Genomic DNA, 14453 nt, shown 5'->3' with positions numbered 1-14453 from the left:
TTCTCTATTATTAGCAGATATAGAGCAAATGCCTATGCCAAGTTTAGGTTTTGGCAAGGTTGAGAGGGACTTGGGACTGGGGACTTGGGAATACTAAGTTAGAAGTTAAGAATTATTCTCCTTGCCCCTCGAAGTTCTGTTAGTCATACCCCTTCGGGGAAGCAAGCTACGTTAGCCGGAAATCGGGGCTAGTGACTTCTCTCCTTATCCCCTTGTCTTTGCATCTACCCACTCCCTTTTACAGAGTATAAGTGAAATCTTCGACCAACATCCCAGGAACTAAACTACCTCCTAGTTGACGACTTTCATAAGTTCCGACTTCCGGAATAAATTCTTGAAAAGTAGTTAAATCTATCAGATTTTCTCCCCAAAAGCGATAGAGACTTTCGTCAAAACGCAAGTTTTCAATGGGAGCGATAATTTCTCCATTTTCTACCCAAAAACAAGCATAACGGGTCATACCTGTGACTCTACCAGTTTGGCGATCGCTCCAATTCAAGTAATGCAAATTTGATACATATAAACCTGTATCTAAACTCGGCAAAATCTGCTCAAATTCTAAATTTCCCTGACTTATTTCTGGCGCACGTAACGTCTCTGAACTATTGGCACCATTGGCAATTTTTCCGTATTCCTTAGCAGTACGAGAATTAACTAGACTATTTACTAAATATCCTTTTTCTATAACTCTCAACTCCAATGCTGCCATTTCTCCCAATTCATTAAATCGTGGTACTAATCCTCGTTGAAAATTTTCTTTCAAACTGAATTTTGGAGACAATTGTTTTTCTTGACGCCATAAAGCCGCTAAAGCGCTGTTTCCTTGTTGGATATCAGCTTCGCTCAGAGACCCCCAAGAAAGCATCATTAATAAATCTGCTACAGCAGCGGGTGCAAAATAAGTTTTGTACTGTCCTCGTGGTAATTCTTTAGCTGGACGAGAAAGTAGTTTTAGCTGCTTTTTAGCTTCGTTAATTTTGGCTATATATGCAGCTTTATCCCAATCACTACCTGCAAATGTACCTTTAACTGCTTGTCCAGATGTCATGAATAGAGAATAATCTAAGGTAAAAGTATCAGTAGCAAACCAGTGTTTCTGACCGCTAGAATCCCCGTAAGCTTTAACTACGACTCCCCCGGCGTACATTCCAGTAAAATCTAGTTCGGCAACTAATTCTAAAACAGTTGATACTACTGCTTCTTGCCCCAATAAATTTCCAGAATGTATTTCTCGACTGGTACTATTTCCTGATGGTAAAACTAGATAAGGATCGACTGGGATTAAAATCAATTCATCACGTAGTTCCTGCAAAGCGGCATACCCTAGCTGCCAGTCTGTCTTCCAATTTCCAGTAAAGGGAAATAGCCGAAAACTACTGCGTTGCTCTTTCATCAAAGTTAGTTCAATCCAACCATCGGCAACACAACCAGTTTGTCGTACTTTCGCATGATTGAAGCGAGTAAATTGACTGCTTTCGCTACTGAGTTTTACAGTAAATTGTTCATTTTCTGCTTTTTTAATCAGCAGAGTTTCAATCAATTGATTAAAACTGAATTCTAAAGGAGATAATTCTTGATTATTCATAAATATTAAATATTAATAGGAAATAGGAAGATAGGGAGAAAAAAGGACACTTAACTCACCAGTCAACAGTTAACAATCAACCCTCTTTCAAATTCCTCCACCAAAAACTTCGACGCTAGCAAAAACACAAACAGGTGAACCGTGTCCTACCCAAATAGCTTGATTTGGTTCTCCTTTGCCACAGTAAGGAGTACCGTACATTTGCCAGTTATTAACATTTCCTACTTTAATTAAGCTATGCCAAAACTCTGGTGTTGTGGCGCGATAGTTGGGATTGCGGAGGGTTTTGGTAAATTTTCCGTTTTCAATTAATTTGGCGTATTCGCAACCAAATTGAAATTTATAGCGGCGATCGTCAATTGACCAAGAACGATTAGATTCCATGTAAACGCCATGTTCTAAGTCAGCAATCATATCTTCAAAAGTAGCGTTTAGAGGCTCTAAATTCAAGTTTGCCATGCGGTCAATTGCTGGGCGATTCCACGAGGAAGCACGGGCACAGGCTACTCCAGGTACACCTGCTCTAGCTTGACTCTCCAAGCTACCCAAACCCCGTTGGAGTACACCTTCTTTAATTAAATACTCTCGTGTTGCTACAGCACCGGTATCATCAAAGCCATAACTAGCAAATTCGCCTGGTACGGTAGGGTCAAAAGTAATATTCATCAGTGGCGAACCATATACTAGTTTGCCAAAATCACTTTTGTTGACAAAGCTCCCTCCAGCATAGTTACGCTCATCTCCCAAAATTCGGTCAATTTCTAGGGGATGTCCGACACTTTCATGGATTTGCAGCATCATTTGGTCTGGAGCTAAAGCTAAATTAGTACGGGTGGTTGGGCATTCTTCCGCTGTCAAGAGTTCTATCGCTTGTTCGCCAATTTGCTGCACCCGATGCCATAAATTTTCTTGTTTTAAAAGTTCTAGTCCGCCTTGGTAACAGTTTGCTTGGGCCCCGTTGTGGCTGCGCTGTTGTACAATTGCCCCATCTTGGGCTGTAGCTCCGTAATGAGTACCTATGGATAGAAATTTCTGATATACTTCTGAGCCATTGCTACTGACAAACCAAGACTCCTTCTCGGTCGTGTTAGCAGTGGCTATAGTTTGCACAATCTTGTCGTCAACTTTTAAGGTTTGGCAAATACGAACCAGTAAATCGTTAATTTCTCCAGGGCTTAAAGCGTCCAGTGGCTCAATAAATGGAGATTTATATTCACCAACGACTTTCGGACGCTCGCTTTCACCGAAGGGATGTATCCACCATTCGCTGGCTGCTAGCGCCTGTTTATAGGCTATTTGGGCAGCGGCTTGTAAGGATGGCAGTTCTAAGGAGTTAGTAGCTGCATAACCCAAACAGCCATTAACCAAAACTTCCAGCATGGCTCCTACAGTGAAGGATTTGCCGTTGAGTTGAGGTAAGCCGTCACGGACTATACGGTTAGTAGAAGTTTCCTTCACGGCTCGGATACCAATCCAATCAGCAGGAATATCGAAACTAGCGATCGCCTTTTTTAATTCAGACCACATAATTAAAGGTAATAGAGAATGGGTAATGGGGATTGGGCATTGAGAAAACTTTTCTCTAGTCCCTAATCTCTCTTAATTTCGATGCCAACGTGTGCCATCGCGGCTATCAATTAGCGTAATACCTTGGGAAAGTAGTTCGTTACGAATGCGATCGCTTTCGGCAAAATTCTTGGCTTGACGTGCTGCTTGTCTTTGTTGAATTTTTGCTTCAATTTCCGTATCGCTTAAACCTTCTGTTAGCGAAGCTTCTACTTCTGGTTTGGCTTCTAAACCTAATACTTCTGCTAAGGTGACGAGTGTTTGCCATTGGCTTTGTAACTCCAAAGCTGCTGTTTCGGTTTTTCCTTGATGCACAAGGATATTTCCCTGACGGCGGAGTTCTTTGGCTAATTCAAACAACACTGTTAATCCACCAGGAAAATTAAAGTCATCATTGACAAGTTGTTGGAATCGTTCAATATAAGGATTAGGTACTGAAAATTCGGTAGTGGCGATTAAAATATTTCTAATCTCTAAATCCCAGCCCAGTTTTTTTCCATATTGATAGCCGAAAAGTAAACCTTCTTTAATGGTGTGCCAGCCATTGGTAGCAGCAGCGATCGCTTCGTCAGTAAAATCGATTGGTGTGCGATATTGGGCTGTGAGTACGAATAATCGCACCGCCATCGGGTCAACTCCTCGATCCAGCAATTCTCGGATAGTGATGAAGTTGCCCAAAGATTTGGACATTTTTTCACCATCTACTTTCACCATGCCGTTATGCAACCAGTAACGCGCTAGGGGTTTTGCTGTCACAGCTTCGGATTGGGCAATTTCGTTTTCGTGGTGGGGAAAAATTAAGTCAGCACCACCAGTATGAATATCTATGGTATCACCCAAGCGATCGCGCACCATTGCTGAGCATTCAATGTGCCACCCCGGACGCCCTGCGCCCCAGGGTGATTTCCAAGCGGGTTCTCCTGGTTTTGCTGCTTTCCACAGCGCAAAATCAAAGGGGTCTTTTTTCTTCTGATATTCTGGATCTTCAACGTTGACGCGATCGCTTGCTCCAGCTTGCATATCTTCTAACTTGCGTCCTGAAAGTTTGCCATATTCAGGAAACTGTCGCACGGCATAATATACATCACCGTCAGCCGGATAAGCAAAGCCTTTATTTTCTAAATCGTGAATTAACCGCAAAATTCCATTCATTGTATGAGTAGCACGGGGATACTCATCGGCTTCTTTGATTCTCAACCGTGCCATATCCTCAAAATATGCTTTGATAAAGCGATCGGCCACAGCCTCCATTGAGGAATGCTCCACACAGGCTCGATTAAGAATTTTGTCATCAATATCAGTAAAATTTTGAATATAACGTACTTCATAGCCGATAAACTGGAGATATCGGCGTACTACGTCCCAAACGATGCAAGCTCTGGCATGACCCAAATGGCAATAATCATATACCGTCACGCCGCAGTAATACATCTTAACTTTGCCTGGTTCGACTGTTTTAAACGGTTCTTGACGACGGGTGAGAGTATTGTAAAGAATTAGGGTCATAATCAACTAATGCTGAAATAGAGAGATACGCAATAATTAAGATAAGCAACTGGGATGACAGTCCAGCATCCCTATGCTAGTGTTTTCTGGACTATCTGCGCTACATTACTATTTTTGATTTTTTGATTACAGCGCTATGCAATCAGCAGCTACTTCCGAATCTCAAGCAATGGATGCACCTAAACAAGGAATGCCAGTAACAATTATTACAGGTTTCCTTGGTAGTGGTAAAACGACTTTACTTAATCATATCCTCAACAACCAAGAGGGTTTAAAGACCGCTGTTTTAGTGAATGAATTTGGCGAAATTGGCATCGATAACGAGCTAATCGTTTCCACTGGTGAAAACATGGTGGAACTAAATAATGGTTGCATCTGCTGCACTATTAATAATGATTTAGTAGATGCAGTTTACAAAGTTTTAGAACGCCAAGAAAATCTAGATTATTTAGTAGTAGAAACAACTGGATTAGCAGACCCTCTACCAGTAGCCTTAACATTTTTAGGTACAGAATTACGGGATTTAACTCGCTTGGATTCGATTATCACCGTTGTAGATGCGGCGAATTACAGTCTAGATTTGTTTAATTCTCAGGCAGCATACAGCCAAATTGCCTATGGCGATGTAATTGTGCTGAATAAAACGGATTTAGTTGATGAAGCTACTTTGAATGAGTTAGAGAGAAAAATTAACGAAGTTAAAGAAGGAGCAAGAATTCTCCGCACTACGCGATCGCAAGTGCCACTCCCTTTAATTCTCAGTGTCGGTTTGTTTGAGTCAGATAAATATTTTGACTCAGTGGTAGACGACCACGACCATCACGCTCATCACGACCATCACGACCACGACCACGACCACTCAACATGCGGTCATGACCATCATGACCATGACCACGAACATCATCACCATCACTCTGACCATTTAGAAAATGATGGTTTTACTTCTATATCTTTTCAGAGTGATAAACCTTTTTCTATTAGGAAGTTTCAGTATTTCTTAGATAACCAGCTACCCTCAAATATCTTCCGAGCGAAGGGGATTATGTGGTTTGATGAAAGTCCGAAGCGTCATATTTTCCATCTTTGTGGCAAACGCTTCACCTTGGATGATGATGATTGGCAAGGTAAACCCAAAAACCAAATAGTGCTAATCGGTCAAAATTTGGATCGTGATAATTTGATTACTCAGATAGAAAATTGTATTTGCTTACCTTCTACCAATCGTGGTAAAGGGTTTGGTAAATAAAAGTTAGAGTCAGGAGTTAAGAGTTAAAAATGTGTTCTCGTTCCCAGGTTTGACCTGGGAATGTATTTTTAATTCGTTCTACCATCGATTTTGATTGATGAAAATGAGAGAAGAGCGATCGCATTTTCTCTTCTAAACTTCTAAATTCTTATGCGTGTTATCATCCAGCGAGTTAAATCATCTCAAGTTATTGTTAATGGCGAAATCATCGGTAAAATTGGGCGGGGACTCAACTTACTCGTAGGCATTGCTAATACTGATACCGGTGCTGAACTTGATTGGATGGTGCGTAAGTGCTTAGAATTGCGCCTATTTCCTCATGAGGAAATAGGCACAGCGCAGGGGCTTGTTGATAGACATCGCTGGCAAAAATCTGTACAAGAAATTGGGGGTGAGTTGTTGGTAGTCAGTCAGTTCACTCTTTACGGTGATTGTCGCAAAGGTCGCCGTCCTTCTTTTGACCGCTCAGCCGCTCCTCAATCAGCAGAAGATTTATATAATCGTTTTATTACCAAGTTAAGAGCCAGTGGTTTGTTAGTGGAAACTGGTCAATTTGGCGCAATGATGCAAGTTACAATTGAAAATGATGGCCCAGTAACTTTAATCATTGAAAAAGAAGCAACTTAAGTATATACACAACTAGGATGATGAATCAGAGTTGCCTCTAGACCTGAGAGTTCTAAATGATGAGAGAATATTAAACTAACGATCGTAAAAGTTTAAACTCATTTATCATGGCGAAAATCCAGTTTGCTAGAGGGGTTAACGAAGAAGTAGTTCCAGACGTGCGCTTGACGCGAGGGCGCAGTGGTGAAACTGGCACAGCAACATTTATTTTTAAAAATCCCAAGATTTTAGACCAAGGCAGCACCGATGACATCACTGGGATGTACCTGATTGACGAAGAAGGCGAAATCATCACTCGCGAAGTGAATGCTAAATTTGTTAATGGAAGACCGGAAGCATTAGAAGCAGTTTACTTGATGAAATCTTCCCAAGAATGGGATCGCTTCATGCGCTTCATGCAGCGATATGGAGATGAAAATGGTCTTGGACTGAGTAAAAAAGAAGGATAGAAGATAGGACATAAAAAATTGGGTGCTGGGTATTAGGGATTGAGGATTAGGTTAATAAAACTCTTCCCCAGTCCCCGCTTCCTAGTCACCAGTCCCCACTCCCTACTCCCCACTATTAAAAATTAATAATCTTTCCATGACGCAACAACCCCACCCAGACTCATCTGGAATGACCCTAACTTGTGGCGTGGTTACTATTAGCGATACACGCACTCCTGAAACAGACAAAAGTGGTCAGCTAATTCAGCAGCTACTTATTGCTGCCAACCATACTGTAGGAGCTTATGAAATTATTAAAGATGAACCAGCAGAGGTTCAACAGCAGATAGAAAATCTGGGAAAAAGCACAAATTTGGATGCTCTAATTTTCAATGGTGGCACAGGTATCGCGCCAAGAGATACTACCTATGATGCAATTGAGCAGTTTCTAGAGAAAACTTTACCGGGATTTGGTGAGTTATTTCGTTTTCTAAGTTATCAACAAATTGGTTCGCGTGCGATCGCCTCTCGTGCGGTTGCTGGTGTTTATCAAAATAAATTAATCTTCTCGCTTCCTGGTTCCAGTAATGCTGTGCAACTAGCAATGGAAAAACTGATTTTGCCTGAACTGGCTCACCTGGTAAGTCAGATACAGAAATAGCGGTTAGGGACTAAATTCAATTTTTACGTATTTAATTTGTCTTAAAAATTAAAAATCCCCTCAGTTGCATTAACAAAACCAATACAAGACTGAGGGGATAGATTTTATCAATACAACATATCCAAAATCTCACACCACGACAACCCATTGACCAATACAGATAATATGCTATAATTATCTGCGTGATTGATGGAAACTATTAATAACCAAGTAAGTGGTATTAGTAGTAATCGCGTAGTGGCTGTGGTTGCGGCACTGCAAAGTTTGATGCATCGTACAAGTAGCGGCTAGCTTCCTCTTCTAAACGATGAATCAGAAAGGGTTCTATAGCGTTACTATGTCGCAGTGCGGCTAAATATCCATCCAAATACATCCGCATATCATCCATACGATAACCGCGATTCCATAACTCGACGAAGGCGTCGGTAAGTCTTTGGTAATAGCGGATGGTTTGTGTGTCTTGGAGCATAACTGCTGTATTAATGTCTTTGGAATGAGAATTGTAAATGATTCACGTTCAAATGTGAAGTGTAATTTCCTTTGGGGATCGATTAAAACTAAACATATATTTTTTGGGTAGCGCTCTTTTGGTAGCTACATACATACTTTAATCCTATTCCAGAAAACACCTATTCTACTTGTCTGCTAGAGTATCTTTATAATTTTTCCTATTAACAGCCCAATTTCATTGGTGCTATATTCATGGGTGTATGCACTAATTTATAGCTAGCGAATTACTTTTCAATCAAGCTGAAAAGCTGTTTGGCTATGAATTACCTGGTTGGGTTATGGTTTTTGGATATAATCATCTAAAAACACAATATTAAGCTAAAAGAACTTTTAAAAAGAACTTTTAATAAGTCTGACAAGACTTTTTATAAGTTTAACAAAAATTTAAGAATATTTCTAATGCCTTTTGCGAAGGGACAAATTAAAGATATTGCCACTTTTTTTATGAGGAAATGTAAAGCTAATAGCAATTGAAGTAACAAAGGCTACAAAACCGGAGACATGGGCTTGTTACTTTGAAAGTCATCGACGCTAAGGGGTCTTGCCACCGTGGGTTCGGTATGTATAGAAATCATTGAAGGGAATCCCCATCTCAGGTCGTTGCTAGGTTGGCACTTGCAACAACTGGAACACCGGGTGCATCAAGCTGCCAGTATTTATCAAGCAAGGGAAGTATTTTTAAGCCATCAACCAACACTGGTCGTTTTAGATGCAGATCTGGCTGATGGTGATGGCATTGAGTTTTGTCGTTGGTTGCATCGTCAGCAACAGCCTCTAATCTTAATGCTATCTGCCCGCAATAGTGAAGCTGATGTTGTCGCAGGTTTAAAGGCGGGTGCAGATGATTACCTTAGCAAACCTTTTGGAATGCAAGAGTTTTTAGCACGGATAGAAGCACTGATTCGCCGTAAGCGCACACCTGCTGCACCAGCTTATTTAGATTACGGAACTTTACAAATTGATTTAGTTCAACGTCGGGTTCGCTTCCAGGGAGAGTTTATTGACTTAACGCCACAGGAATTCAGTTTACTGTACGTTTTAGCACAAGCTGGGGGAGTACCTCTGAGTAGGTCGGAATTGCTGCGTCGTGCTTGGCCTGATGCTATCGATAACCCTCGTACCATTGATACTCATGTTTTGTCGTTGCGGAAAAAGGTTGAACTAGATCCCCGACAACCTAGCTTAATTCAAACTATCCGCAATGTAGGATACCGTTTTAACATGGAAATTTTGAATACTAATATTCCCCAGTCACAAACAAAGTTAACTAGAGAGAGATTTAACAATCAACGTTCAACACTAAGTAGTAGTCAATTGTAATCGGGACTGGTGAATGGGAACTGCGGAAGGTGGGGCCCCCTCTGGGGATAAGGGGTAATGAGGACTGGGAAATAAGATTAAAAACACTAAGCTAATCGGCGTTTAACTTGCATCATCAGGGCGCTCATATTGCCCATCCCACAAGATATTGAGAAAATTTTAATCTGCAAATTAAATGTGTTTTAGCTTATTTTCTAATAGCCAGTACTCAATGCCCAGTACCCAGTACCCAGTCCCTAGCCCCTATCCAAAATCTAAAATTCAAAATCATCTTGAGCTTGTGCTTTAATCAAGGTTTCTCGTAATTCATCCCAGTTGATTTCAGAAACTCTTTGATTTGCCGATAAATGACCTTGCTGTAAGTGCAACAATCGAGTGCAAAACATTTCAAGTTGATCCATTTGGTGATTTACCATCAAAATTGTGGTTTGATGAGTTTGATTCAACTGAATTAAAACTTGTATCAGATGCAAAGCTGTACCAGTATCTAGACTAGAGCTTGGTTCGTCTAATAATAGAATTTTAGACTCAATGAGTAAGGCACGAGCGATCGCTATTAGTTGTCGTTGTCCTGCAGAAAGTTGCACCTCTGTTCGTCCTAACCATTCATTAGGAATGTGCAGTTGTTCTGTCCAGTAATTGACTCGTTCCTGAATTGCTTGTTTGGCTAAACCACGTAAAACCAAAGGATAAGCTAAAGCTTGCCCAACTGTCATCCCTAATAGCTTTGATTCTTGCAATACAAGCGTTACCATCTGGCGTAACTGGATGACTGGAATTTGGCGATACTCTTGATTTTCTAGATAGATTTTGCCGCTACTAGGTTCAATAAGATAGTTGAGCAGGCGTAGTAAAGAAGTTTTACCAGCGCCCATCGCCCCTACAATGGCAATACGTTCACCCTGGAATACCTCAAAGGAAATGTCCTGCAATATAGGGTATCCTTGCTGATTCCCTAAAGCTTGGGTTTTCAGCTTTGTAAACAGATTAACTTGTTCTAGCCTGAGTGTGGCTTTTGCTGTGACATTATTCAAGGTGAGTGCAGAGGTGGGGAGATGGGGAAGGTGCGGCCCCCTCTGGGGATAAGGGGTAATGGGGAGGTGGGGAGATGGGGAGAAGTAAGCAATGCCCAATGCCCCATATCCTATAGCCTATTCTATGTTAATTGTTTAGTAGTTAAGGCTGTGGCGACCGCCCAACCATCAACCAATAGTAATAGCAGTGTGAATCCTAGTAAAATCGCATACATCCACGGTTGTGCTAAAGGACGAACATCTGTAGTGTCAATGTCTGTCTTGGTTTGGACAATTTGCACCAAACGGGCAAATCCAGCTACACGCATTGGTAGTAAATAAGCTTTTCCATCCTGACTGAGAAAATAATAAACTAGTCCTCCTTGACCGGTAGTACGGGGTTTTAACTCTTTTACTTCTGACCAAGGTAAAAACCAACCTTTACGAAAAAAGCGGGGCACCCAACTGGGGTAGGTAACCTGAATTCCTTGTTCGTTTACTATTACTTGTTCAGTTAACACCGCGTACAAGGCAACTAAGCCGGTGCTGATTCCTACCCATAATAATGCTGGGGGTATGGGTGCGGCTGTTACCTGCGATAAGAAGGGTAATGGAATTGTAAGTGCTATGTATAAACTCAGCAGCGTTATCCGAATCAAAGGAGAAAGGTGAAAAACAGAAGCTGAGGTATTAACTGAATTTGCTGTCACGGCTCAATTACAATACTTTTCTTTATTCTAGGACAGCTTTTTGCCCTACTCGGCTTAAGGTAAATACTTTTGCACGACAGTCCAACCAGTAAGAGATACCCAGATAAATCCGACAAACAGAATTATGTTTACACCTATGTGTAAAGGTCTAGCCCAAGGTTTTGTGGAACTAATTTGGCCTGCACTGAAAGCGGACAGTAAAACCAGCGCTACTACTATCAATCCAGAAACTAAGTGTGAAGAGTGTCCCAGAGAACCAAAATGACCCAAAGTGCCAACAATACCGATCGCCAGCAATAGTAGCACTAAAATTACCATGCTGATTCCCATTAAATTATGGAGCGATCGCACTCCTGTATTTCTACCCATTAATAGGGAAATAAAAGGAAATTGCTGCGAAGTTCTCATCCGAAACATCAAAACGCCTGTAACTGCTAACATCAGGTATGCCAGCACTGACAACCCCATTGACCAGGCGGCCATTTTCCACAACCAAAGAAATGAAGGCAGATTCATAAGAATGATTGTAGATGAGAGTAACAGACAAGGGAGATAAAGGATAAGCCAAAAAAATTAATCAATAATCACTAGTGGTCAATGACCAATAAATAAAAAAGGCTGCTGAATTCAGCAACCCAAAAAATGAGCCAAATTGTTTTTTTTTAATCAACTGCTGCTAAACCAGCGACTTGTAAAGGTTTTATACTATCTCCGGTCTTTTTCTTAAGTTGCTGCACCATTGCTGCGGTATCTATAGAGTCATTTCCAAAAGATGAGTCTGTATCAAACTCATAATTACTAGGGTCATTGATCATCAGGCGATCGCACGGAATCTTATCGGATAAAATTGCACTTGCCATCATCCCTGTATGAATCTCCATTTTAGCTTTTCGTGGAGCTTCAAACACTAGGCGTTGTCCTGGAAAAACAACCCTTTCAAAATACCAATTGGGAATATTAGAGATGCGAGCTACCTGTATTTTGCTGGTGGCATTGATGTAGCAGCAGAGAATTTTCCCGGATTGCTCAGGTGGTAGAGGATCTAAAATTTGAGCCATAACTGCTGAGGAGCTTTACGCCACAATTTAACATTACACTACTCAAGCCTAGCATCGACTGATCCCTTGTTGTTGTAACTGCGAATACCAACTGGGGATTTGTAGGTTATTTCTATCTAAAGAAATATTTATGGTTATAAAAATTTTATAATTATTTATGCTTTTTTGAAATTATACACTATACCTAAAGTTTTAGATATTTTTTTCTGCTATAAAAGTTTTAACTCTTTGAAAACAAATAAGTAGAATATCGCTCTGATGACGATCCCCTTGCTTTTCCCTTAGTAAACAAGCGATCGCTATTTTATCTATCTGAAAATAAATACCCTTAGATCGTCGCTTAATGAATAAACTCAATGTTATCGTAAAGCTATATGAAAAATTTCTTCATAAACGTCTTTACAATTAGATGTACTTAGCGTGCAAAGTAATTTTATTGATTCCGAAAATTTGGGACAAAAAATTGTTTATATCAATAGTTGGCTTCAATGTCAAGCAGTATTGTGATAGATATAAAGTAGCCAAAACAAAAAACCTTTGAAAACTGAAGTTTTTCTCGCTTTTCCCTCAATATTGGCAAGATGGCAATCAAAATACCCATAATGGAAAATCGAATTCTTTACGTTCGCCTTCCTTGTAACCCCATCTTTCCCATTGGGGTTGTCTACCTGAGCGATCATATCTACAAGCAGTTTCCCAACATTCAACAGCGAATCTTTGATTTGGGAACAGTACCACCTTTAGACTATACCTCGGCTTTAGATAGGTGTATCGATGAATTTAAACCTACACTACTAGTGTTTTCTTGGCGAGATATTCAAATTTATGCCCCAGTCGGCGGACGTGGCGGTAACCCACTACAAAATGCTTTTGAATTTTACTATGCCAAGAATCCTTTATTAAAACTACGTGGGGCATTAGGTGGCTTGCGAATCTTCATCGCTTACTACGTAGAACTATGGCGTAATCAGGGCTTAATCAAACGTGGTTTAAAGCGTGCCCAAAAATATAATTCTCATGCCCGTACAGTTGTAGGTGGTGGTGCAGTCAGTGTATTTTACGAACAGTTGGGAAAAAGCCTACCCCAACAGACAATTATTTCTGTAGGTGAAGGGGAAACTCTGCTGGAAAAACTTTTAAGTGGCAAAGAGTTTCGAGATGAACGCTGTTACGTTGTGGGAGAAACTCAACCACGAGGACGGCTAATTCACGAACAACCCACTCCTTTAGAAAAGACAGCTTGTAACTACGACTATATCGAAAGTATATGGCCAGAATTTAATTATTATCTGCAAGAGCAAGACTTTTATATAGGGGTACAAACTAAGCGTGGTTGTCCGCACAACTGTTGCTATTGCGTTTATACAGTTGTCGAAGGTAAACAAGTACGCATTAATCCAGCAGATGAAGTAGTTGCTGAGATGCGCCAATTATACGATCGCGGCATTCGCAACTTCTGGTTTACCGACGCCCAATTCATCCCCGCACGCAAATTTATCGACGATGCAATAGAACTGTTGCAAAAAATCGTCGATTCTGGTATGACAGATATCCATTGGGCAGCTTATATTCGAGCTGACAATTTGACACCAGAATTGTCTGAGTTGATGGCGAAAACTGGGATGAACTACTTTGAAATTGGGATTACTAGCGGTTCTCAAGAACTCGTGCGGAAAATGCGGATGGGATACAACCTCCGAACCGTTTTACAAAACTGTCGTGATTTGAAAGCAGCAGGTTTTAACGACTTGGTTTCAGTCAACTACTCGTTTAACGTGATTGACGAACGTCCCGAAACTATTCGCCAAACCATTGCTTACCACCGAGAACTAGAACGAATTTTTGGTGCTGATAAAGTTGAACCTGCCATCTTCTTTATTGGACTGCAACCCCATACCCATTTAGAAGAATATGCTTTCAAACAAGGTATCCTCAAACCAGGGTATAATCCAATGAGTTTAATGCCGTGGACAGCCAAAAAACTCCTTTGGAATCCCGAACCCCTTGGTTCATTCTTTGGGGAAGTCTGTTTACAAGCTTGGCAACAAAACCCCAATGACTTCGGTCGCGAAGTTATAAATATTTTAGAAGAAAAACTGGGTTGTGCCGACTTAGAAGCAGCACTTTCTTCACCAATAGAGAGGAAAGAAAAACAGCTAGCAGGTGTATCCTAGAAAACACAACAATGTGGGGATATTCAGAATTTGGAATTTTTTTGCCATC

The 14453-nt window shown here is 40.8% G+C and carries 14 protein-coding genes; 6 read left to right on the top strand and 8 right to left on the bottom strand.

The window, feature by feature from the left end; genetic code table 11:
• Positions 1-238: 238 nt before the first annotated feature.
• From FCR06_RS05200 to cysS, 3 genes are all read right to left on the bottom strand, one after another.
• Entirely contained in the window at positions 239-1585 is a 1347-nt protein-coding gene (locus FCR06_RS05200; protein ID WP_138497769.1) for a TldD/PmbA family protein, read from the bottom strand.
• Between the two features lie 87 nt (positions 1586-1672).
• A complete protein-coding gene (locus FCR06_RS05195; protein ID WP_138497768.1) occupies positions 1673-3112 on the bottom strand; it encodes a TldD/PmbA family protein in 1440 nt (479 codons plus the stop codon).
• Positions 3113-3184: 72 nt separating this feature from the next.
• Positions 3185-4657, bottom strand: a complete 1473-nt coding sequence (cysS, locus tag FCR06_RS05190) for a cysteine--tRNA ligase (RefSeq protein WP_138497767.1) — start codon at positions 4655-4657, stop codon at positions 3185-3187.
• A 136-nt stretch (positions 4658-4793) separates the two neighbouring features.
• Between cysS and FCR06_RS05185 the strand changes: the two genes are divergently transcribed.
• From FCR06_RS05185 to FCR06_RS05170, 4 genes are all read left to right on the top strand, one after another.
• Positions 4794-5903 (top strand): CobW family GTP-binding protein, encoded by a 1110-nt coding sequence (locus tag FCR06_RS05185; protein WP_138497766.1) that lies wholly within the window; start codon positions 4794-4796, stop codon positions 5901-5903.
• Positions 5904-6053: 150 nt separating this feature from the next.
• Positions 6054-6530 carry a D-aminoacyl-tRNA deacylase gene (gene dtd / locus FCR06_RS05180; RefSeq protein WP_138497765.1) on the top strand — a complete coding sequence of 159 codons (477 nt, stop codon included), beginning with the start codon at positions 6054-6056 and terminating at the stop codon, positions 6528-6530.
• Positions 6531-6637: 107 nt separating this feature from the next.
• Positions 6638-6979, top strand: a complete 342-nt coding sequence (gene psb28, locus FCR06_RS05175; RefSeq protein WP_138497764.1) for a photosystem II reaction center protein Psb28 — start codon at positions 6638-6640, stop codon at positions 6977-6979.
• Between the two features lie 136 nt (positions 6980-7115).
• Positions 7116-7619 (top strand): molybdenum cofactor biosynthesis protein B, encoded by a 504-nt coding sequence (locus FCR06_RS05170; RefSeq protein WP_138497763.1) that lies wholly within the window; start codon positions 7116-7118, stop codon positions 7617-7619.
• A 220-nt stretch (positions 7620-7839) separates the two neighbouring features.
• Here FCR06_RS05170 and FCR06_RS05165 read toward each other — a convergent pair whose 3' ends face one another.
• Complete coding sequence (locus FCR06_RS05165) at positions 7840-8088, bottom strand: DUF6761 family protein (RefSeq protein WP_138497762.1); 249 nt, start codon at positions 8086-8088, stop codon at positions 7840-7842.
• 590 nt (positions 8089-8678) lie between these two features.
• Between FCR06_RS05165 and FCR06_RS05160 the strand changes: the two genes are divergently transcribed.
• On the top strand, positions 8679-9449 hold the full coding sequence (locus tag FCR06_RS05160; RefSeq protein ID WP_138497761.1) for a response regulator transcription factor: 771 nt from the start codon (positions 8679-8681) through the stop codon (positions 9447-9449).
• Positions 9450-9703: 254 nt separating this feature from the next.
• Here the strand turns inward: FCR06_RS05160 and FCR06_RS05155 are convergent, their stop codons facing one another.
• From FCR06_RS05155 to FCR06_RS05140, 4 genes are all read right to left on the bottom strand, one after another.
• The gene (locus FCR06_RS05155) at positions 9704-10483 is read right to left on the bottom strand and encodes an ABC transporter ATP-binding protein (RefSeq protein ID WP_138497864.1); all 780 of its coding nucleotides are present in this window, start codon (positions 10481-10483) and stop codon (positions 9704-9706) included.
• A gap of 122 nt (positions 10484-10605) precedes the next feature.
• A complete protein-coding gene (locus FCR06_RS05150; RefSeq protein ID WP_138497760.1) occupies positions 10606-11172 on the bottom strand; it encodes a hypothetical protein in 567 nt (188 codons plus the stop codon).
• Positions 11173-11226: 54 nt separating this feature from the next.
• Entirely contained in the window at positions 11227-11688 is a 462-nt protein-coding gene (locus tag FCR06_RS05145) for a DUF4079 domain-containing protein (protein ID WP_138497759.1), read from the bottom strand.
• A 146-nt stretch (positions 11689-11834) separates the two neighbouring features.
• Positions 11835-12230 carry a DUF1830 domain-containing protein gene (locus tag FCR06_RS05140; RefSeq protein ID WP_138497758.1) on the bottom strand — a complete coding sequence of 132 codons (396 nt, stop codon included), beginning with the start codon at positions 12228-12230 and terminating at the stop codon, positions 11835-11837.
• A 581-nt stretch (positions 12231-12811) separates the two neighbouring features.
• On the opposite strand from FCR06_RS05140, the gene FCR06_RS05135 reads away from it, so the two are divergent.
• Positions 12812-14404, top strand: coding sequence for a photosystem II high light acclimation radical SAM protein (locus FCR06_RS05135; RefSeq protein ID WP_138497757.1), 1593 nt, complete (start codon positions 12812-12814; stop codon positions 14402-14404).
• Positions 14405-14453: the final 49 nt, after the last annotated feature.

The organism is Nostoc sp. PA-18-2419 (assembly GCF_005869855.1).
In the GTDB taxonomy this organism is placed as follows: domain Bacteria; phylum Cyanobacteriota; class Cyanobacteriia; order Cyanobacteriales; family Nostocaceae; genus Nostoc.
The sequence above is the reverse complement of the archived record's forward strand: the minus strand, read 5'-3'. Positions and strand labels throughout refer to the sequence as shown.